The organism is Cupriavidus sp. FW305-26, assembly GCF_058787975.1.
Genome location: NZ_JBYTAH010000029.1, coordinates 17360 through 38460 on the forward strand (window position 1 = coordinate 17360; position 21101 = coordinate 38460).

At 67.4% G+C, this 21101-nt stretch carries 18 protein-coding genes; 12 read left to right on the top strand and 6 right to left on the bottom strand.

Annotated features, from left to right (window positions below):
* The first annotated feature begins 140 nt into the window (after positions 1 to 140).
* Positions 141 to 764, top strand: a complete 624-nt coding sequence (locus tag AC3WQZ_RS17130; protein WP_492293627.1) for an N-acetyltransferase — start codon at positions 141 to 143, stop codon at positions 762 to 764.
* 14 nt (positions 765 to 778) lie between these two features.
* Here AC3WQZ_RS17130 and AC3WQZ_RS17135 read toward each other — a convergent pair whose 3' ends face one another.
* Positions 779 to 985, bottom strand: coding sequence for a hypothetical protein (locus AC3WQZ_RS17135; RefSeq protein WP_492300916.1), 207 nt, complete (start codon positions 983 to 985; stop codon positions 779 to 781).
* A gap of 466 nt (positions 986 to 1451) precedes the next feature.
* Here AC3WQZ_RS17135 and AC3WQZ_RS17140 point away from each other — a divergent pair, with 466 nt between their 5' ends.
* Positions 1452 to 2846, top strand: a complete 1395-nt coding sequence (locus AC3WQZ_RS17140) for an NCS2 family permease (protein ID WP_492300918.1) — start codon at positions 1452 to 1454, stop codon at positions 2844 to 2846.
* Between the two features lie 180 nt (positions 2847 to 3026).
* On the opposite strand, the gene AC3WQZ_RS17145 is transcribed toward AC3WQZ_RS17140, so the two are convergent.
* Positions 3027 to 3437, bottom strand: coding sequence for a VOC family protein (locus tag AC3WQZ_RS17145; RefSeq protein WP_010810881.1), 411 nt, complete (start codon positions 3435 to 3437; stop codon positions 3027 to 3029).
* A 283-nt stretch (positions 3438 to 3720) separates the two neighbouring features.
* Between AC3WQZ_RS17145 and AC3WQZ_RS17150 the strand changes: the two genes are divergently transcribed.
* Positions 3721 to 4029, top strand: a complete 309-nt coding sequence (locus AC3WQZ_RS17150) for an H-NS histone family protein (protein WP_010810880.1) — start codon at positions 3721 to 3723, stop codon at positions 4027 to 4029.
* A gap of 75 nt (positions 4030 to 4104) precedes the next feature.
* On the opposite strand, the gene AC3WQZ_RS17155 is transcribed toward AC3WQZ_RS17150, so the two are convergent.
* Positions 4105 to 4719, bottom strand: a complete 615-nt coding sequence (locus tag AC3WQZ_RS17155) for a hypothetical protein (RefSeq protein WP_231881462.1) — start codon at positions 4717 to 4719, stop codon at positions 4105 to 4107.
* A gap of 434 nt (positions 4720 to 5153) precedes the next feature.
* On the opposite strand from AC3WQZ_RS17155, the gene AC3WQZ_RS17160 reads away from it, so the two are divergent.
* Entirely contained in the window at positions 5154 to 6182 is a 1029-nt protein-coding gene (locus AC3WQZ_RS17160) for an AraC family transcriptional regulator (protein ID WP_231881463.1), read from the top strand.
* A gap of 11 nt (positions 6183 to 6193) precedes the next feature.
* On the opposite strand, the gene AC3WQZ_RS17165 is transcribed toward AC3WQZ_RS17160, so the two are convergent.
* Positions 6194 to 7114: a LysR family transcriptional regulator gene (locus tag AC3WQZ_RS17165; protein ID WP_492300919.1), complete on the bottom strand. Its 921-nt coding sequence runs from the start codon at positions 7112 to 7114 to the stop codon at positions 6194 to 6196.
* 108 nt (positions 7115 to 7222) lie between these two features.
* Between AC3WQZ_RS17165 and AC3WQZ_RS17170 the strand changes: the two genes are divergently transcribed.
* A complete protein-coding gene (locus AC3WQZ_RS17170) occupies positions 7223 to 8461 on the top strand; it encodes an MFS transporter (RefSeq protein ID WP_011617744.1) in 1239 nt (412 codons plus the stop codon).
* Positions 8462 to 8539: 78 nt separating this feature from the next.
* Here the strand turns inward: AC3WQZ_RS17170 and AC3WQZ_RS17175 are convergent, their stop codons facing one another.
* Complete coding sequence (locus AC3WQZ_RS17175; protein ID WP_010810875.1) at positions 8540 to 8977, bottom strand: DUF1016 N-terminal domain-containing protein; 438 nt, start codon at positions 8975 to 8977, stop codon at positions 8540 to 8542.
* A gap of 70 nt (positions 8978 to 9047) precedes the next feature.
* Entirely contained in the window at positions 9048 to 10274 is a 1227-nt protein-coding gene (locus AC3WQZ_RS17180; RefSeq protein WP_492300921.1) for an NnrS family protein, read from the bottom strand.
* A 259-nt stretch (positions 10275 to 10533) separates the two neighbouring features.
* Between AC3WQZ_RS17180 and AC3WQZ_RS17185 the strand changes: the two genes are divergently transcribed.
* The 7 genes from AC3WQZ_RS17185 (at position 10534) to AC3WQZ_RS17215 (ending at position 21089) form a co-directional block, all read left to right on the top strand.
* Positions 10534 to 11814 (top strand): MFS transporter, encoded by a 1281-nt coding sequence (locus tag AC3WQZ_RS17185; protein WP_010810873.1) that lies wholly within the window; start codon positions 10534 to 10536, stop codon positions 11812 to 11814.
* Between the two features lie 41 nt (positions 11815 to 11855).
* Entirely contained in the window at positions 11856 to 13241 is a 1386-nt protein-coding gene (locus AC3WQZ_RS17190; protein WP_010810872.1) for a NarK family nitrate/nitrite MFS transporter, read from the top strand.
* 197 nt (positions 13242 to 13438) lie between these two features.
* A complete protein-coding gene (locus AC3WQZ_RS17195; RefSeq protein WP_439669387.1) occupies positions 13439 to 17176 on the top strand; it encodes a nitrate reductase subunit alpha in 3738 nt (1245 codons plus the stop codon).
* A complete protein-coding gene (narH, locus tag AC3WQZ_RS17200) occupies positions 17173 to 18723 on the top strand; it encodes a nitrate reductase subunit beta (RefSeq protein WP_010810870.1) in 1551 nt (516 codons plus the stop codon). The genes AC3WQZ_RS17195 and narH overlap by 4 nt, the downstream gene beginning before the upstream one ends.
* A gap of 29 nt (positions 18724 to 18752) precedes the next feature.
* On the top strand, positions 18753 to 19427 hold the full coding sequence (narJ, locus tag AC3WQZ_RS17205; protein WP_492300922.1) for a nitrate reductase molybdenum cofactor assembly chaperone: 675 nt from the start codon (positions 18753 to 18755) through the stop codon (positions 19425 to 19427).
* Positions 19428 to 19624: 197 nt separating this feature from the next.
* A complete protein-coding gene (gene narI, locus AC3WQZ_RS17210; protein WP_010810868.1) occupies positions 19625 to 20308 on the top strand; it encodes a respiratory nitrate reductase subunit gamma in 684 nt (227 codons plus the stop codon).
* A gap of 28 nt (positions 20309 to 20336) precedes the next feature.
* On the top strand, positions 20337 to 21089 hold the full coding sequence (locus AC3WQZ_RS17215) for a peptidylprolyl isomerase (RefSeq protein WP_010810867.1): 753 nt from the start codon (positions 20337 to 20339) through the stop codon (positions 21087 to 21089).
* The last annotated feature ends 12 nt before the right edge of the window (positions 21090 to 21101 follow it).

Sequence of the window (21101 nt, forward strand, 5' to 3'; positions counted from 1 at the left end):
TGCCATCCGGCACCCGCTTGATCATGCAGCCAGGAGAAAGCCAGACATGTCCCCGCTCTACCGCCATACCTTCTGCGCCATGGTGGCGCTTGCCGCCCTCTACCTGATCCTCAATCCCTGAGCCCCAGTGGAGTCTTGCCATGGTGCATTTCCATGCCCTGCGCCTGCCGGCGCCGGCCCTGCCGCGCGCGCTCGAACTGCGCATCGACGTTGAGCTCGCGCCGGGCGATATCGAGCGCGAGCTGGGTGCCCTGCACGACCGCATCGGCCAACCCGGCGACTGCCTGCATGCGATGCCGGCGCTGCCCGCGGGCGCGCCAGGCCTGCGCCTGCGCTATCGCGAGGCCGACGGCGAGTACTACGTGTATGTGGAAGATGTGATGCAGCGCCGGCTGGCCGGTTATACCGTCTTCAACCGGCTGATCGAGGTCGGCCGCCGGGCCGACCCATGGGTACGGGCGCCGCACACAAAGTTTGCGCCCGCTTACCAGCGCCGCGGCCTGGCTCGGGCGCTGTACCGCTGGGCGCTGGATGGCGGGCTGTGCCTGCTGAGCGGGGCGCGCCAGTCAGCCGGCGCCAACGCCCTATGGCAGGCGCTGGCCGCCGATTACCCGATGGGCTATGTGGACTTGCGCCACAAGACGCTGACCTGGCTGGGCCAGGCCGTCGACGCGCCAGTGCGTGAGGGCCTGCATACGCGCATGCTGCTGCTCGGGCGCGGCTGGACCCTGGACGCGTTCATGGCCCGCACCGGCATGTACTGAGGCAGCGCGCCCGCTTACAGCCAGCGGATCGGCGCGGCCCCGCGTGCGTTGGCTACGTACAGGGTCCAGCCCTGGGCAAAGTAGGCGCGCACCCGCGCGGCCAGCGATTGGCCGCCGCCCACGCGGGCGTAGTAGGCAACATCGCGTGCCGGCTGGGCGGCGGGCTTCGATGCCTTGGCTTGGGCGGGCTGGCGATAGAGGGTGTCGGCGAGTACTTGCATGGCGAATATCCTTTCCGGTTGGATGGAAGTTGGTGCGCCTCACGAGGCACATCCAGCCGTGGTTCGGCCCGGATCGGGAGGCAGTTCAGGGTTATCCCTAGTATAGAGAAGTTGCGCCTGAATCATCCGGGTCTGTACCTATAGGCCGTATATTGGGTGCGTGATAATGACCGCCTGCCGCACGCGCCACCTGATGCCAATCCGCCAATCCAAGGTGTCCAATCGTCACATTCGATATTCCTCGATGCACATGCCGCGCATTGCCTGCCGGTGATGATGCATGGCGCGTGGTCACCTAGCCTTCAGCCTTGCCCGGATCGCGCCCGCAGAGGCACCGACAAGCGGCACACCGATAACAGCGGGTTGGCCAGGTTTGCGCCTCCAGCCCAGACCAGAACCACGTGAGACACGCCTGACGACAGTCCGTACGACGGACGTTGCCGCGCCCGCAAGGAGACAGCTCATCATGATCGAACAGCCCTATCCGTCGTCCGCGACGGAAGCCGATGCTGCACGCCCCCAAGTCCCCGAAGTCCGGAGCCGGATCGACGCGTTTTTCGAGATCACCGCGCGCGGCAGCACCCAGCGCAAGGAAGTGGTCGCCGGGGTGACCACCTTCATGGCGATGGTCTACGCCGTCTTTGTCGTTCCCGGCATGCTGGGCAAGGCCGGCTTCGACACCAGCGCGGTCTTTGTCGCGGTGTGCCTGACCACCGCCTTCGGCTCCCTGCTGATGGGCCTGTGGGCCAAGCTGCCGATCGCCATCGGCTGCGCCATCTCGCTGACCGCATTCATGGCCTTCGGGCTGGTGCTGGGGCAGGGCCTGTCGCCGGCGGTCGCGCTCGGCGCCGTGTTCCTGATGGGCGTGATCTTCACCGCGATCTCCGTCACCGGCGTGCGCTCCTGGATCCTGCGCAACCTGCCCGCCGGCGTGGCGCACGGCACCGGCATCGGCATCGGCCTGTTCCTGCTGTTGATCGCCTCGAATGAAGTCGGCCTGGTGGTCAAGAACGCTCACCCCGGCCTGCCGGTGTCACTGGGCAAGATCACCTCGTTCCCGGTGGTGATGTCGGTGCTGGGCCTGGCCGCGATCTTCGGCCTGGAGCGCCGCAAGGTGCCGGGCGGCATCCTGCTGGTGATCATCGCGATCTCCGCGCTGGGCCTGGCCTTCGACCCGGCGGTGAAGTTCACCGGCGTGTTCGCGCTGCCGTCGCTGAGCGCACCCGGCCATGAATCGCTGATCGGCGCCATGGACGTGCGCGGCGCGCTGACGGCAGCAGTGCTGCCGAGCGTGCTGGCCCTGGTGATGACCGCGGTGTTCGATGCCACCGGCACGATCCGCGCGGTCGCCGGACAAGCCGGCCAGCTCAACGCTGCCGGCCATATCCACAATGGCGGGCGCGCGCTGGCCGCGGATTCGGTCAGCTCGATCTTCTCGGGGATGTTCGGCGGCGCTCCGGCTGCAGCCTACATCGAGTCGACCGTCGGCGTTGCGGCCGGCGCCAAGACCGGCCTGACCGCCGTGGTGGTGGGCCTGCTGTTCGTTGCGGTGATGTTCTTCTCGCCGCTGGCCGGGCTGGTGCCGTCGTACGCCACCGCGCCCGCGCTGATGTACGTGGGCCTGCTGATGCTGTCGAGCGTGAGCCGCCTGCACATGGACGACCTGGTCGACGCGATGGCTGGCCTGGTCTGCGCCGTGTTCATCGTGCTGACCTGCAATATCGTGACCGGCATCATGCTGGGCTTCTGCACCCTGGTGGTGGGCCGCGTGGTGGCTGGCGAATGGCGCAAGCTCAATGTCGGCACGGTGGCCATCGCGGTCGTGCTGGCTGCGTTCTATGCCGGGGGCTGGGCCATCTGATCCTGCCGAAAGCTACTGCCGCGTCCCGGGCGCCACGCCCGGGACGCTGACAACCAGATGTCTCCTCCACCGTGATCCAGGTGGATTTCAAGCCCGGGCTTCCTGCTTTCCCGGGCTGTTTTTTTGGTGGCTTGCCTGAAAGGTCCCGCGCTTGGCGAATAGCGTTTCGCTAAATCGCCTTCATTGCCCGGCCTGCATTGCCGCCACATCCATGTACACCAGTTCCCAGACATGGCCATCGGGATCCTGGAATCCATGCCCGTACATGAATCCCAAATCCATCGGCGGCTTGTAGGTATTGCCACCCGCCGCGACCGCGGCATTGACCATTTCATCCACGCGCGCGCGGGTTTCCATCGACAGGCAAACCAGCACCTCAGTCGATTTCCGTGCATCGCAGATTTCATTGGGCGAGAAGCTGCGGAACTTGGCTTCGGTCAGCAGCATCACGAAAATGTTTTCGCCGACGATCATGCAGGTGGCAGTGTCGTCGGTAAATTGCGGATTGAAGGAAAAACCCAACTGCGTAAAGAAGGCAATCGACTTTTGCAGGTCGCGGACGGGCAAATTGACAAAAATCTGCTGGCTCATCAGGGGCTCCGGTAGTCGTGTCAGAGGGGGCTGCGCCGGGCGCAGACAAGCAGTCTAGGCGCTAAAGGCCGGGGGCGTGCGTATTTTCATTGTCCTTAAATGCGGGCAATACGGGCGATGCTCAGCCCAATACCGGCTGCATCGTGGGCTGTGCGACCGTCAATTCAGGCCGGCAAACAATCAGTCCGTGCAATCTCCGTTATTTTTTGTAAAATTTTTTTAGGTGAACCGACACCACACTTCTAGTACCATGCAGCGGCCTATTTGCAGAAAGGGGATATAAATGGCGACATACAAGCAACTCCTGGCTGAGAAGGAAGCGCTGGAAGCCAAGCTGAATGAAGTGCGTGCGACGGAAGTCGCCGGCGTGATCGACAAAATCCGGGACCTGATGACTGAATACGGCCTGACCGCCGAAGACATCCTGCCGCGCCGCAAGCGTGGCCGCCCGGCTGGTTCGAGTGCCAAGAAGCCCGCATCCGCCTTGCCGCCGAAGTACATGGACCCCAAGACCGGCAAGACCTGGTCGGGCCGCGGCCGCGCGCCGGCATGGTTGGGCAAGCGCCCGGAGCGTTTCCTGATCGAGCAGTAAGCCGCCAGCGCGGCCAGCGCGCGCCCGTCTCACGCGCCCGCTTCAATCGATGGTGCCATCGGCCTGCCGGGCGCGTCACTGCGCCTGGCAGACATACTCCTTGCGCAGCGCCCTGAAGCCCTGCTGGGTCGGCTCCGCCGTCAGGCGCGCGCCGCCACCGGCCAGCGGCTGCATGCGCAATACCTGCGCCGAGCACTGGCTCGCGGTTTCGTCCCGCTGGTAGCGGATCTCATACTGGCCGCCGGCAACCGGCACGAATGACACGCCCGCCGCGCAACGCAGCTCGGGCAGCGGCGGCGCCGCGGCCGAGGTCACCGCCACGTAGATGCGCCGGCCCGCCTCCACCAGCCGCTCGCGCGTGCGCGCCGGCGGCTCGGGCGAGCGCCCGGCCATGTCCAGGCTCCGGTCCCGACCCATCGCAGACAACTGCCTGCCGGTTCCCGCCAGCACCAGCGGCCGCGCGGGCACCGGGCATTTGGCCGGATCGACCACGGTGAACGAAGTGTTGTCGTCGGTGCTGGTCAGCAGCCGCACGCTGGCGGCCGGGGCGCCGGCAGGCACCCGGTATTGCGCCACGCAGCCGGACAGCGCCACGGCGGCGGCAAGCATCGGCAACAAGGCAAGACGAGGCAGGACTGCGGACGACCGGTCATGGCGCATGGCGGCGGGCAGGTAGAACGATTGGGCCAACAGCGGACGTTGGCGGCACGATGGCGGCAAATCCGGCAGGGATGCCGCACGATGACGGCGCGGCCAGGCAACACGCCGCGCCCTCAAACCAACCAGCATACCTGCATCCGGCGCTTGGCGGCAGCCGCATAAACCCATGTTGAAAACCTGCGTGTGATATCCACAGAATCTGTGGATATCCTGGCCCTACATTCCCCGAAAGCCCCGGTCTGTGCGGCAACCCACCGGAGCGCCCAAATTTTAGGCAACGGGTTGCAGGCGCCCCGGAACCCGGCAACGGTGCGGCACCCCCGCCGCCAGCACGCCGTTGCGCTGCCCAGGCCACACTTCATCCCCCCGCACTCCCTTGAAGGGGGCACCGGCACCGCGTAATCTCAGTGTTACCGGGGGCTGCACTGGCGCACTTGCGCCAACTTGCCAGCCAGATAATGACAATGACACAACAAGAGCCTATCCAGGCCGGGCCGTTGCCTCGTGACCTGCTGCACGCACTGCGTGACGGCGGCTACGACGTATCGGGACTCGCGCCTGCCCCGGAATCCGACACCGACTCCGACCCCAGCGACCTCAGGCCCGCCATGCCGGCGGCCGGCCCGCAACAGGCCTGCCACGTGCTCTGCGCGGTCTACCGTGCCACCGGCGATCCAACCATCGGCCTGTGGCTGGGCAGCCGGATGCAGACCGACCTGCTCGGGCTGGCGGGCCTGACGGCCATGGCCGGGCCGTCGCTGGGCACCGCGCTGCGGCGCATCGCGCGCTACCAGAAGCTGCTCGCCGGCGACCGCATCGAACTGCGCCGCCAGGGCGACGAAGCCTGGGTCTGTATCCGCCCGAGCGATCCCGAGGCGCCCGACACCCGACCGCGCATCGACATGGAGCTGTGCTCGCTGCTGGCCTTCGGGCGCCAGTTCACGCGCAAGCCGCTGCATCCGCTGCGGGTGTCGCTGCGCATCGGCCAGCCGGACTGGCACCTGCGCTATACCGAGGCATTCGACTGCCCGGTGCGCTTTGGCGAGCCCGAAGACGCCATCGTGTTCGGCCGCCGCGACCTGGCCTTGCGCCTGGCTGCCCGCGTGCGCAGCGGACCGGCCGGCGCGGGCGCGGGCCATGCCGCGCGCGAAGCGCGGCCGGCGTCCGCGTCGCTGGACGACGTGCGCGCGGCCCTGCAGGCGCTGGCCGGCGACCGCGCCCTCAGCCTGGCCGCGGTGGCACGCCACCTGGACATCAGCGAGCGCACGCTGCAGCGCCGGCTGATGGCGGCGGGCACGAGTTTCCGCACGCTGTGTGAAGAGGCGCGCCGCGAGCTGGCTGGCGGCTACCTGGCCGGAGGCGCGATGTCGCTCGGAGAAATCGCGTTCCGGCTCGGCTTTGACGATGCCAACTCGTTCTTCCGCGCCTTCCGCCGCTGGACCGGCATGACCCCGGGCGACTACCGGCGCGCGGCGGCGCCTCCACCCGCGTAGGGCAGGCCGGCTCACCCGCCGTGGGGTTGCTCCCACGGCGGGGTGTCGCCGAAGCGCCCGGCCAGGAAATCGACAAAGGCGCGCACGCGCGGGGGCACCAGCCGCCGCTGCGGCATCACGGCGTAGATGCCGGTGTCGGCGAGCGGGTAATCGGGCAGCACCTGCACCAGCCGCCCGGCGCGCAGGTCGGCGCAGACATGCCAGGTGGAATGCAGGGCGATGCCAAAGCCCGCCAGCGCCGCATCGGACAACAGCTCGCCGGTATTGGCCTCGATCCGGCCGCGCACGCGCACGGCAATCTCCCCGCCGGCGCCGTCGCCCAGGCGCCAGACATCCTGCCGGCCCTGGCTGCCCACCAGCACCAGGCAATCGTGCCGCGCCAGGTCCTGCGGGGTGCGCGGCGTGCCGCGCCGGCGCAGGTAGTCCGGCGCGGCACACAGCAGCCGCCGGTTGTTGGCCAGCCGCCGCGCGACCAGCGTCGAATCGTCCAGCACACCGATGCGGATGGCCAGGTCGAAACCCGCGCTGACCAGGTCCAGCACGTTGTCGGTCAGGTTGACGCTGAGCGTCAGGCCGGGATGCAGCGCCAGGAATTCCGGCAACAGCGGCGAGATATAGAGCCGCCCGAACGAGGACGACGTGGTCACCCGCAGCGTGCCCGATACCCCGGTGCCGGCCTGCCGCAACGAGGTGCCCAGCGCTTCCAGGTCGTCCACCAGCGCACGCCCCTGCTCGGCCAGCACCACGCCTTCCGGGGTGGCGTGCAGCCGCCGCGTGGTGCGATGCAGCAGGCGCACGCCCAGTTCACGCTCCAGCCGCTGCAGCCGCTGGCTGGCCACCGCCACCGACAGGTCCAGGCTGCGTGCCGCGGCGCTGATCGAACCCAGGTCGAGCACGCGCAGGAACAGGCCGATATCGCCGATCCGGTCCATGATTTTCAAGATTCCATTGAAACTGATTATGGATCATGCCGGTTTTTACTGAAGACGGAAAGGCACAGACTGCGGGCTTCCTTCCTTTTGCCGACGCATCCCCCGAACATGGCCCCCCCAGTCTCCACCAACTCCACACCCGGCGCTGCATCCGCCCGCGGCCGGCTGCCGGTTGCGCTCTACGCGCTCACCGCCGGTTCCTTCGGCATCGGCTGCGCCGAATTCGTGATCATGGGCCTGCTGCTTCAGGTTGCCGCCGACCTGCGGGTGACCATCGCCGCCGCCGGCATGCTGGTGTCCGGCTACGCGCTGGGCGTCTTCGCCGGCGCGCCGGTGCTGACCCTGCTGACGCGGCGCATGCCGCGCAAGGCCGTGCTGCTGGCGCTGATGGTGATCTACACCGTCGGCAATGCCGCCTGCGCGCTGGCGCCCGACTACACCACGCTGATGATCGCGCGCGTGCTGACCTCGCTCACGCATGGCACCTTCTTCGGCGTCGGCGCGGTGGTGGCCACCGGGCTGGTGCCGGAGGACCGCCGCGCCTCCGCGATCTCGGTGATGTTCTCCGGCCTGACGCTGGCCACGCTGCTGGGCATGCCCGCCGGCGCCTGGCTGGGCCTGCACCTGGGCTGGCGCTCGACCTTCTGGGCGATGACCGTGATCGGGCTGCTGTCGCTGGCGGTGATCGCGCTGCTGGTGCAGAAGAGCCAGGACCACGGCGCCCCCGTGGCCCTGCGCGACGAACTGGCCACCATCGGCCGCCCGCAGGTGCTGCTGGGCCTGTTGATGACGGTGCTGCAGTCGATGGGCATCTTTGCCGTGATCACCTACGTGCAGCCGCTGCTGACGCGCGTGTCCGGCTTTGGCGAAGCGGCGGTGTCACCGATCCTGCTGCTGTTCGGCGCCGGCATGATCCTTGGCAACGTGCTCGGCGGCCGCTTTGCCGACCGCACCCCGACGCGCGCGGTGCTGGCCACGCTGACCACGCTGACGCTGGTGCTGGCGGCGATGACGCTGGCCATCCACAGCCAGGTGCTGGTGGTGGCCTTCGTCGGCATCCTTGGCATCGCAGCCTTTGCCACGGTCTCGCCGCTGCAGCTGCGCGTGCTGCGCCACGCCCAGGGCGCGGGACAGAACCTGGCCTCGAGCTTCAATATCGCGGCATTCAACCTGGGCAACGGCCTGGGTGCGTGGATGGGCGGCGTGGTGGTCGATCACGGACCGGGTCTGGCGGCATTGCCGTGGGTTGCGGCACTGGCGCCGATGGCTGCGCTGGGGGTGGCGCTATTCAGTGTGCGGCTGGAACTGGGGTCAGCGAAAGTAGCGCCGATTCCGGAATCGATTTGACGTTTCGCGGAACTTAGACCACAAGTCGCAGCGTCATGTCATCGGCCCGTTGGTTGGCGCCCGCGCGGTAATGCTCATTCATCCTCCGGCGAGGATTCCAGCTGTTCTAACGTTGGCAGCGCCCCGTGCAAATCTTCGGGCAGCGTTTCCGTCATTCGCACAATGTAGTCGAGGCAATAGTGCAACAACCTGTTGCACTATTGCCTCGTCTGGCCAAGCTGCAGCGAACGTCCGAATGTATTTCAGGCTTCGCGATGAAAAACCAGCCATCTCGGGGAACGATTGACGCAAATCGCCCGCAAGCCTGTCGATCACCTTTGTCCCCCAGCCTGCTGCTGTCTGCTGCGGGAGAATCGAACGCCCAAGCCTCCAGTAGAGCAGGATCAGTTCGCGGTTTACTGAAAGCGACGCGGCAAGGCGAGTACGGTGGACTTCTTCCTTGAGACGGCCCAGCCAAGCAGCATATTCGGCAGCGCCGGGCATGGCATTGCGCTGCGATGCGAGACGTTTCGACATGGCGGCCATTCTTTCATGGCGCCACAGCGGCCTGTAGGGCAAGACGCAGAAATCAGACTACTCCACTCACTCAGCCGGGCTTGCCATCGACCCGCCGCCGAATCAGGCGCGGCGCATACGCCAGCGCATAGAGGCCGAACCCGGTCACCCAGCACGCCCCGGCTCCCCACACCCAGTGCAGGTAGCCACCCGGCCAGGCCATCGGCCCGAACACCCGCAACACCGCCGCCGTGGCCACCAGCCAGTACGCCGCGGTTTCCGCGCGGCCGGCCACCAGCATGCGGCCGGTGTGACCCAGTGCGGTGCGCGTGATCATGGCGATGATCGCCACGCCAAGCACGCCGACAGTGAAGGCATGCGTCGCCAGCCCCGCCATCACCAGCCCCAGCGCACCCAGCGCCTGCAGCAGCAGCGCCACCGGCAGCCACGCATAGGCCAGGTGCAGCACCCACAGGATCGGCCGGTTGCCTACCGCATGGCTGCGCCAGCCAGCCACGCGCACGGCCAGCACCGCCGCGGCCAGCAATGACAGCGCCACCGCCAGCCAGACCGGCAAGGGCAGCACCCCCGCAGCCAGTCCCAGCACCGCGGCCGGCACCACCATGCGCTCCACCTGCCGGTATTGCCGCAGGCGGAACCCCGGGATCGCGTTGGTCGTGAACATCGGGATGACGCGCCCGCCGATCACCACCACGAACAGCGTGACCAGCGCCACGCCCGCGCGGCAGGCCAGCATCGCACCGGCGTCATGGCCGCGCGCCTGCAGCCACAGGCTGGCGACATCGGCCGCGCCCAGCAGCCACAGCGCCAGGGCCAGCGGATAGTTGCGGCGGTTGCCGGCGCGGGCCAGCGTGCGCGTGAAGGCCAGCGCGGCCAGCGGCAGGAACGCGCCCTCGATCACGAAGGCCGCCGTTCCCGGCGCCACCCACATGCCCACGCGCCCGGCCAGCCACAGCAGGAACAGCGCGGCAAGCGCGGCGCCAGTGGGCGTCGGCTGGCCGGTCCAGGCCCGCCCCGCGGTGAACAGGAAGCCCACCACGATGGCCGCGGCAAAGCCGAACACCATCTCGTGCGCGTGCCAGAACATCGCCGGCATCACCGGCGCCGGGCCGACTGCGGCGGCGCCCGCCAGCATCGCCGACCACGCCGCGATGGCCAGCGCGGCGAACACCGCCCCGCCCAGGTAGAACGGCCGGAAGCCCAGTGCAAACAAGGCAAAGCCGCGCGGCGGCGGTCCGGCGGGCGCCTTGCCAGGCGGTGGCGAGCGCCGCGCGGGAAGAATGGGAATGGTGTCCATGGCTGGCTACGGGAATCGGGTGGTGCGGCGCGCGCCGGCTTCTTGATCCGGCGCACGGTCTGCCGCAGGTGCGCAAACGGATGCCATTCACGCTGACTGCACGATAGCACCGCCGCCGCGCCGGCGACCTCCGCCGGTAGAACTACCTCCAAAGGCAGGCTGCGCGCCCGCGTGCGCTGTACGGCCGGCGAATAGGCAGCACCAGTGGCGGCCCCTACTCTGGCATCACCCCCGCCAAAGTTGACACAGGAGCATGGCCATGGCCACCCACCCACGCGCGCCGGAGCCCATTGCGCCCGGCGCCGCAATCACGCTGGCGTCCAGCACTTTCGCCTTCACCATCTGCTTTGCCGTCTGGATGCTGTTCGCGGTCCTCGGCATCCCGCTCAAGCAGGAGCTTGGCCTGAGCGACACTGAATTCGGCCTGCTGGCCGCCACGCCGGTCCTCAGCGGCTCGCTGATCCGGGTGCCGCTGGGCATCTGGACCGACCGCTACGGCGGGCGCATCGTCTTCTTCGTGCTGATGCTGGCCACCGTGATCCCGATCTGGCTGATCTCGTATGCGCACACGCTGTGGCAGCTGCTGGTGCTGGGCTTGTTCGTCGGCCTGGCGGGCGGCTCGTTCTCGGTCGGCACGCCGTATGTGGCGCGCTGGTTCCCGCGCTCGCGCCAGGGCCTGGCGATGGGCATCTTCGGCGCCGGCAACTCGGGCGCGGCGCTGACCAAGTTCGTCGCGCCGGCGATGATCCTGGCCGCCGGCACCTGGACCGTGGTGCCGCGCGTGTATTCGGTGGCGATGCTGGTCACAGCGCTGCTGTTCTGGGTGTTCTCGCGCAGCAACCCGGCGCACCTGGTCAAGTCCAGCGTCGGCTGGCGCGAGCAGCTCGCCGTGATGCGCGACCCGCGCGTGTGGCGCTACTCGCAGTACTACTCGGTGGTGTTCGGCGGCTATGTCGGCCTGTCGCTGTGGATGACCAAGTACTACATCGGCGAATACGGCTTCGACATCAAGACCGCCGCCTTCCTGGCCGCGTGCTTCTCGCTGCCCGGCGGCGTGCTGCGCGCCATCGGCGGCTGGATCTCCGACCGCTACGGCGCGCACCGCACCACCTGGTGGGTGATGTGGGTGAGCTGGGTCGGCTTCTTCCTGCTGAGCTACCCGCAGACCGATTTCATCGTCCAGACCACCAGCGGCCCGCAGGGTTTTCGCATCGCGCTGACGCCCACGGTCTTCACCTTCCTGCTGTTCGTGGTCGGCATCGCCTTTGCCATCGGCAAGGCCTCGGTATTCAAGTTCATCTCCAACGACTTCACGCACAACATCGGCGCGGTTTCCGGTGTGGTCGGCTTGGCTGGCGGGCTGGGCGGCTTCGTGCTGCCGGTGCTGTTCGGCATGCTGGCCGACCTGACCGGCGTGCGCAGCAGCTGCTTCATGCTGATGTACGGCACCGTGTGCGTGAGCCTGGTGTGGATGCACTACAGCCAGCGCGCTGAACGCCAGCGCAAGGCACAGGCCGTCGGCCTCACGCAGGCCGCCTGAGCGACGGCCCCTGTTACGCACAACAACCAAGGCACACTGTCATGTCCTCTTCCGTACTGACCCGCTGGGAGCCCGAGAATAAGGTCTTCTGGAAAAGCCAGGGCGAGCGCATCGCCTACCGCAACCTGTGGATCTCGATCCCGGCGCTGATGCTGGCCTTCGTGGTCTGGATGCTGTGGAGCGTGGTCGCGGTCAACCTCGACCGCGCCGGCTTCCAGTTCACCAAGAACCAGCTGTTCTGGCTGACCGCGCTGCCGGCGCTGTCCGGCGCCACGCTGCGCATCTTCTATTCGTTCCTGGTGCCGGTGTTCGGCGGGCGGCGCTTCACCGCGATCTCCACCGCACTGCTGCTGATCCCGGCGCTGGGCATGGGCTTCGCGCTGCGCGACCCGTCCACCGGCTATCCGACGCTGCTGGTGCTGGCGCTGCTGTGCGGGCTGGGCGGCGCCAACTTCAGCTCCTCAATGGCCAATATCAGCTTCTTCTTCCCCAAGGCGAAGAAGGGGCTGGCCACCGGGCTGAACGCGGGCATCGGCAACCTCGGCGTGTCGGTGGTGCAGTTCGTCACGCCGCTGGTGGTGTCGATCGCAGTGTTCGGCGCGCTCGGCGGCGAGCCGCAGCAGTACACGGCCAACGGCGCCACGCATGACCTGTGGCTGCAGAACGCGGGCTTTGTCTGGGTGCCGTTCATCATCGTGTCGGCACTGGCGGCGTGGTTCGGCATGCATGACATCGCGGATGCCAAGGCATCGTTTGCCGAGCAGGCGGTGATCTTCAAGCGCAAGCACAACTGGCTGATGTGCTGGCTGTACGTGGGCACCTTCGGTTCGTTCATCGGCTTCTCGGCGGGGCTGGCGCTGCTGACCAAGTCGCAGTTCCCCGGCGTCAATCCCACCGCTTATGCCTTCCTGGGGCCGCTGGTAGGCGCGCTGACGCGTCCCGTGGGTGGCTGGATCTCCGACAAGCTGGGCGGCGCGCGGGTCACGCTGTGGACCTTCGTCGGCATGATCGCCGCGGTGTTCGCGGTGCTGGCGGCGCTGCCGCATGACGGCGCCGGCGGCAACTTCACATTCTTCCTGGCCGCCTTTATCGCGTTGTTCGCGCTGACCGGCATCGGCAACGGTTCGACCTTCCGCATGATTCCGGTGATCTTCCTGACCGAGCGCCAGCGCGCTGCCGCGGGCAAGGGCGACGCGGCACAGAAGCAGGCATTGCAGGACGCCGGCAAGGAATCCGCCGCGGTGCTGGGCTTCTCCGGTGCGATCGGCGCCTACGGCGGCTTCTTTATCCCCAAGAGCTTCGGCACCTCGCTGGAGTTGACCGGCGCCGCCGACGCCGCGCTGTATTGCTTTATCGCCTTCTACCTCAGCTGCGTGCTGGTGACTTGGTGGCACTACGCGCGCCGCAACGCGCCCATGCCCTGCTGACCCTGTCACCAGTCCCGCCGGCCGGGCTAGTTCTTCCGAACTAGTCCCGTGCCCGGCGCCTAGCCCGATCGCCATGCGGCGGCTGTTCCACCAGCGAATTGGCTGCCGCCCGCCTCCCCCATAAGCTGAGAGTGTCCCTGCAAAGCTCCTGAAACCACCGGAGCGCCCGCAGCAAAGCACTCGCGGAGAACAAAGCAATGAGTCATTTCCTGGATCGACTGAAGTTCATGTCGCGCGTCAAGTCCACCTATGCGGATGGCCACGGCGCGGTGGTGAACGAAGACCGCAAGTGGGAAGACGGCTATCGCAGCCGCTGGCAGCACGACAAGATCGTGCGCTCGACCCACGGCGTGAACTGCACCGGCTCCTGCTCGTGGAAGGTCTACGTGAAGAATGGCCTGATCACGTGGGAAACCCAGCAGACCGACTACCCGCGCACGCGCCCGGACCTGCCCAACCATGAGCCGCGCGGCTGCCCGCGCGGGGCCTCGTACAGCTGGTACGTCTACTCCGCGCAGCGCGTCAAGTACCCGATGATCCGCGGCCGCCTGATGGAGATGTGGCGCGAGGCCCGCAAGACCATGGACCCGATCGCCGCGTGGGAATCGATCAGCCAGGATCCGAAGAAGGCCGCGCGCTACAAGAGCGTGCGCGGCCAGGGCGGCTTCGTGCGCGCCGACTGGAACACCGCCACCGAGATCATCGCCGCGGCCAACGCCTTTACCGTGAAGAAATTCGGCCCGGACCGCGTGATCGGCTTCTCGCCGATCCCGGCCATGTCGATGGTGTCGTATGCCGCCGGCGCACGCTACCTGAGCCTGCTCGGCGGCGCCTGCCTGTCGTTCTACGACTGGTACTGCGACCTGCCGCCGGCCAGCCCGCAAGTGTGGGGGGAGCAGACCGACGTGCCGGAATCGGCCGACTGGTACAACTCCACCTACCTGATGGTGTGGGGCTCGAACGTGCCGCAGACCCGCACGCCCGACGCGCACTTCTACACCGAGGTCCGCTACAAGGGCACCAAGACCGTGGCGGTGTCATCCGACTTCGGCGAGATGGTCAAGTTCGGCGACATCTGGCTGGCGCCGAAGCAAGGCACCGACGCCGCACTGGCGATGGCCATGGGCCACGTCGTGCTGAAGGAATTCCACGCCAGCGGCAAGTCCGCCTACTTCCGCGATTACGTGAAGCAGTACACCGACATGCCGATGCTGGTGCTGCTGCGTGACAACCAGGGCACGCTGGTGCCCGACCACTTCCTGCGCGCCTCGCACCTGGCCGATAACCTCGGCGAAGCCAACCATCCCGAGTGGAAGACCCTGCTGGTCGACGACGCCACCGGCGAGATCGTCGCGCCCAACGGCTCGATCGGCTTCCGCTGGGGCGAAGGCGCCCACAACGGCGGCGAGAAGGTCGGCCGCTGGAACCTGGAGATGAAGGACGGCGGCAGCGGCCGCCCGGTCGAGCCGCGCCTGTCGCTGCTCGGCAAGGAAGACGAGGTGGTGGAAGTGGGCTTCCCCTACTTCGGCCGCGAACACGATGAACTGCTGCGCCGCCGCGTGCCGGCACGCCGGCTGACGCTGGCCGATGGCAGCACTGCGCTGGTGGCGACCGTGTATGACCTGCAGATGGCCAACTACGGCGTGGATCAGGGACTCGGCGGGCCGAACGTCGCCGCCTCGTACGACGATGACGTGCCCTACACCCCCGCCTGGCAGGAAAAGCACACCTCCGTCCCGGCCCGCCTGGTGACGCAGGTTGCGCGCGAATTCGCCGACAACGCCGACCGCACGCAAGGCAAGAGCATGGTCATCGTTGGTGCCGCGCTCAACCACTGGTACCACAACGACATGATCTACCGCGGCATCATCAACCTGCTGATGATGTGCGGCTGCATCGGCAAGAGCGGCGGCGGCTGGGCCCACTACGTCGGCCAGGAAAAGCTGCGCCCGCAGTTCGGCTGGGCCCCGCTCGCCTTCGGCCTGGACTGGTCGCGCCCGCCGCGCCAGATGAACGGTACTTCGTTCTTCTACAACCACACCAGCCAGTGGCGCCACGAGAAGCTGGCCGTCGACGAGATCCTGTCGCCGACTGCCGACCGCAAGCGCTATGACGGCCTGTCGCTGCTGGACCTGAACGCGAAGTCCGAACGGATGGGCTGGCTGCCGTCGGCCCCGCAACTGGGCACCAATCCGCTCGACGTGGTCGATGCGGCCGAGCGCGCCGGACAGGACCCGGTCGCCTACACGGTCGAGCAACTGAAGTCCGGCAAGCTGCAGTTCGCCTGCGACGATCCCGACAACCCGGCCAACTTCCCGCGCAATATGTTCGTGTGGCGCTCCAACATCCTGGGCAGCTCGGGCAAGGGGCATGAGTACTTCCTGAAGTACCTGCTGGGCACGCAGAACGCCGTGTTCGGCGACGAGAACGACGCGATCAAGCCAAGCGAAGTCAACGTGCGCCCGGCCGCCGAAGGCAAGCTGGACCTGCTGACTGTGCTGGATTTCCGCATGAGCACCACCTGCCTGTACGGCGACATCGTGCTGCCCACCGCCACCTGGTACGAGAAGGACGACCTCAACACCTCCGACATGCACCCGTTCATCCACCCGCTGTCCGAAGCCGTGCAGCCGCTGTGGGAAAGCAAGACCGACTGGGAGATCTACAAGGCCATCGCGAAGAAATTCAGCGAGATCGCCGGGCCCTATCTCGGCACGCGCAAGGACCTGGTGTGCACGCCGCTGCTGCACGACACCCCGGGCGAACTCGGCCAGCCGTTCGAACCGAAGGACTGGAAGGCCGGCGAGTGCGACCTGGTCCCCGGCAAGACCGCGCCGTCGATGACCGTGGTCGAACGCAACTACGCCGACATCTACAAGAAATTCACCTCGATCGGGCCGCTGCTGGACAAGCTCGGCAATGGCGGCAAGGGCATCAACTGGAACACCCAGCATGAAGTCAAGGAGATCGGCCAGCTCAGCCACACCGTCAAGGAGCCCGGCGTCAGCCAGGGCCGCCCGCGGCTGGAGAGCGCGATCGATGCCGCCGAGATGATCCTGACCTTCGCGCCCGAGACCAACGGCCATGTCGCCGTCAAGGCATGGGAAGCGCTGTCGAAGATCACCGGCCGCGACCACACCCACCTGGCCGAAGGCCGCGAGCACGACAAGATCCGCTTCCGCGACGTGCAGGCGCAGCCGCGCAAGATCATCTCCGCGCCGACCTGGTCGGGCCTGGAATCGGAAGAGGTCAGCTACAACGCCGGCTACACCAACGTGCACGAGCTGATCCCCTGGCGCACGCTGACCGGCCGCCAGCAGTTCTGGCAGGACCACCGCTGGATGCTGGACTTCGGCGAAGGCGCGTGCGTGTACAAGCCGGCCATCGACACCAAGACGGTGGCGCCGATGCTGGGCAAGAAGCCCAACGGCAACCCGGAGCTGGTGCTGAACTGGATCACGCCGCACCAGAAGTGGGGCATCCACTCCACCTACTCGGACAACCTGCGCATGCTGACGCTGTCGCGCGGCGGCCCGCACGTGTGGATCTCGGAAACCGAGGCCAAGGCAAACGGCATCCGCGACAACGATTGGGTGGAAGTGTTCAACGTCAACGGCACGCTGACCGCCCGCGTGGTGGTGTCGCAGCGCGTGCCCAAGGGCATGTGTCTGATGTACCACGCCCAGGAAAAAATCGTGAACGTGCCCGGCGCCGAGACCAGCGGCATGCGCGGCGGCATCCATAACTCGGTCACGCGCGCCGTGACCAAGCCCACTCACATGATCGGCGGCTACGCGCAGCTGGCCTACGGCTTCAACTACTACGGCACCGTGGGCAGCAACCGCGACGAGTTCGTGATCCTGCGCAAGATGAAGAGGGTCGACTGGCTGGAAGGGCCGCTCGTGGAAAAGACTAAGGAAGGAGCCTCGCAATGAAGATCCGTGCCCAGGTGGCCATGGTGCTGAACCTCGACAAGTGCATCGGCTGCCATACCTGCTCCGTGACCTGCAAGAACGTCTGGACCAGCCGCGACGGTGTCGAGTACGCGTGGTTCAACAACGTCGAGACCAAGCCCGGCATCGGCTACCCCAAGGAATGGGAGAACCAGGACAAGTGGCAGGGTGGCTGGAAGCGCAACGCCGACGGCACGCTGGAGCCGCGCCAGGGCGGCAAGCTGAAGATCCTGGCGAACCTGTTCGCCAACCCCAACCTGCCGCAGATCGACGAGTACTACGAGCCCTTCACCTACGACTACGAGCACCTGCAGAAGGCGCCGCTGGTGCAGACCCCGCCCACCGCGCGCCCGGTCTCGGTGCTGACGGGCCGCAAGATGGAGAAGATCGAGTGGGGCCCGAACTGGGAAGACGACCTCGGCGGCGAGTTCAGCTCGCGCGGTCGCGACAAGCTCTTCGACGACGTGCAGAAGGAGATGTACTCGACCTTCGAGAACACCTTCATGATGTACCTGCCGCGCCTGTGCGAGCACTGCCTGAACCCGGCCTGCGTGGCCTCGTGCCCGTCGGGCTCGATCTACAAGCGCGAGGACGACGGCATCGTGCTGGTCGACCAGGACAAGTGCCGCGGCTGGCGCATGTGCATCTCGGGCTGCCCGTACAAGAAGATCTACTTCAACTGGCAGAGCGGCAAGGCCGAGAAGTGCCTGTTCTGCTATCCGCGCATCGAGGCCGGCCAGCCCACGGTCTGCTCCGAGACCTGCGTCGGCCGCATCCGCTACCTCGGCGTGATGCTGTACGACGCCGACCGCATCGAGCAGGCGGCGTCGGTGGCCGATGAGCGCGACCTGTACCAGTCGCAGCTCGACGTCTTCCTCGATCCGCACGACCCGGCGGTGCAGGCCGAGGCGCTGCGCCAGGGCATCCCGCAAACCTGGCTCGATGCCGCGCGCAAGTCGCCGGTCTACAAGATGGCATGCGAGTGGAAGATCGCCTTCCCGCTGCACCCGGAGTACCGCACCCTGCCGATGGTCTGGTATGTCCCGCCGCTGTCGCCGATCCAGTCCGCGGCCGAGGCCGGCCACATGGGCATGAACGGCGTGATCCCGGACGTGAAGAGCCTGCGCATCCCGGTGAAGTACCTGGCCAACCTGCTGACCGCGGGCGACGTGATGCCGGTACTGTCCGCGCTGGACCGCATGCTGGCGATGCGCGCCTACAAGCGCTCGCAGGTGGTGGACGGCGTGCAGGACCTGGGGGTGCTGGAGCAGGTGGGCCTGACGCCCGCGCAGGTCGAGGACATGTACCAGACCATGGCCATCGCCAACTACGAGGACCGCTTCGTGATCCCGTCCTCGCACAAGGAGATGGTCGAGGACAGCTTCAACGACAAGGCCAGCTGCGGCTTCACCTTCGGCAACGGCTGCTCGGGCGGCGCCTCGGACGGCTCGCTGTTCGGCAAGAAGCCACAGGGCAGCGTCCACTTCGCCGACATGCCCAAGTCGCGCAAGAAGGCAGTGATGAGCTGATGCCTGCCACGAACCGCACGGAGAACAACATGCCCCTCTATCCCATCCTCAGCGCCCTGCTCGGCTATCCCGAGCAGGAACTGCTCGACGCCCTGCCCGAGATCGACGCCGCGCTGGCCGAATGGCCGCAGGCGCGCGCGCTGCTGGCCCCCGTGACCGGCCTGCTGCGCAGCGAGTCGCTGATCGCGCTGCAGGAGAACTACGTCGCCACCTTCGACCGCAACCCGGCGCACTCGCTGCACCTGTTCGAGCACGTGCACGGCGAAAGCCGCGACCGCGGCCAGGCCATGGTCGACCTGATCGACGAGTACCGGCGCGAAGGCTTTGAACCCGCCGCGTCCGAGCTGCCCGACTACGTGCCGCTGTTCCTGGAGTTCCTCGGCGCGCTGGTGGCCGACGGCAAGGAAGCGCGCGCCGAGCAATTGCTGGGCGACGCGATCCACGTGCTGGCCGCGATCGGCGAGCGCCTGGCGCGCAACGAAAGCCCGTACGCCGGCGTGTTCGCGGTGCTGCGCACGCTGACCGACGTGCAGCCGCAACCGCAGCAGGAGCCGCCGGTGCGGGATATGGATGAAGCGCTGGAGACCTTCGGGCCGGGGGCTGATGGCGTGGAGCCGTTGCTGGCGCCGCAAGGCGGGCCGCAGGCGGTGAAGTTCTATCCGCGCGATCCGCGTGTCAGGGCGCCAATGCCGGCTGCCTGCTGACTCCTCATGCGGACCCGCGGTGTTCTCCCCTCTCCCGCTTGCGGGAGAGGGGCGGGGGAGAGGGCAGGAGCTTCCACGAAGCGCCGGTGCTTAAACCACCCCTCTCCCCTACCCCTCTCCCGCTGAGGGGAGAGGGGAACACAGTTGGCAATTGAGACGACCGAACCTGCCTCAAAGGCAGCTACAGAGCAAACACCATGGCAACCCTCCACCAATTCCTCTACGGCATCTATCCGTACATCGCTGCCGCCATCTTCCTGTTCGGCAGCCTGGCCCGCTTCGAGCGCGAGCAATACACCTGGAAGACCGACAGCTCGCAGGTGCTGTACCGCGGCAACCTGCGCACCGGCAACATCCTGTTCCACGTCGGCATCCTCGGCCTGTTCTTCGGCCACCTGGTCGGCCTGCTGACGCCGGTGGCGGTGTGGGATGCGCTGGGTGTCGCGCACGGCTTCAAGCAGGCCGTGGCAATGGCCGCGGGCGGCGTGATGGGCACCATGTGCCTGGCCGGACTGCTGATCCTGCTGCACCGCCGCCTGACCAACGCTCGCGTGTCGGCCGTGACCCGCACCGGCGACAAGGTGCTGCTGCTGTGGCTGCTGGTGACGCTGCTGCTGGGCCTGTCCACCATCTTCGAATCCGCCAGCCACATGGACGGCCACATGATGGTGCAACTGATGACCTGGGCCCAGCACCTCGTCACGCTGCGCGGCGACGCCGCCAGCTATATCGCCGATGCGCCGCTGCTGTTCAAGGCGCACCTGTTCATGGGCATCACGCTGTTCGCGATCTTCCCGTTCACGCGGCTGGTGCATGTGTGGAGCGGCTTCGCCTCGGTCGGCTATCTCGGCCGCGCCTGGCAACTGGTGCGCAGCCGCTGAGCGCCGCCACCCGACAAGGAGAAACAGCATGCCTGTCACCGTCAACGGCGTGGAACTGCGCGACGCCGATATCGAACGCGAGCTGGACCACCATCACGATGCCGCCAACCCGGCGCGGCTGGCCACCATCTCGGCCATCCTGCGCCAACTGGTGCGCACCGAAGCCGACCGCATCGGCCTTGCCGCCGAAGGACTGGATGACGACGCCCTGGCGCTGGCCCTGCTGGAACGCGAGGCCGGCATCCCCGAGCCCGACGAAGCCAGCTGCCGCCGCCACTACGACAGCCGCCCCGAGCGCTTTCGCGACGGCGAATGGGTCGAGGCCGACCATATCCTGTTCCAGGTCACGCCGCGCGTGCCGCTGGACGCGCTGCGCGAGATCGCCGCGCAGACGCTGGCACTGGTGCGCGGCGATCCTTCCACCTTTCCCGAGCACGCCCGCGCGCTGTCCAACTGCCCGAGCGGCGCCAACGGCGGCCGCCTTGGCCGCGTGTTCCGCGGCGAGACCGCGCCGGAATTCGAGCGCGCGCTGTTCGCGGCGCAGCAGGACGGCGTGCTGCCGCATTTGCTTGAAACCCGTTATGGCCTGCATATCGTGCGCGTACTGGAACGCTGCCCCGGCACGCGCCTGCCCTTCGATGCGGTGCGCGGCGACATTGCCCGCGCCCTGGCCAGTGCCGCGCGCGACCGAGCCTGGAAGCAGTACGCCAGCCTGCTGATCGGGCGCGCGCGCATCGAAGGCATCGAGCTGGAGGGCGCCGACAGCCCGCTGGTGCAGTAGCGCCTGGATGCC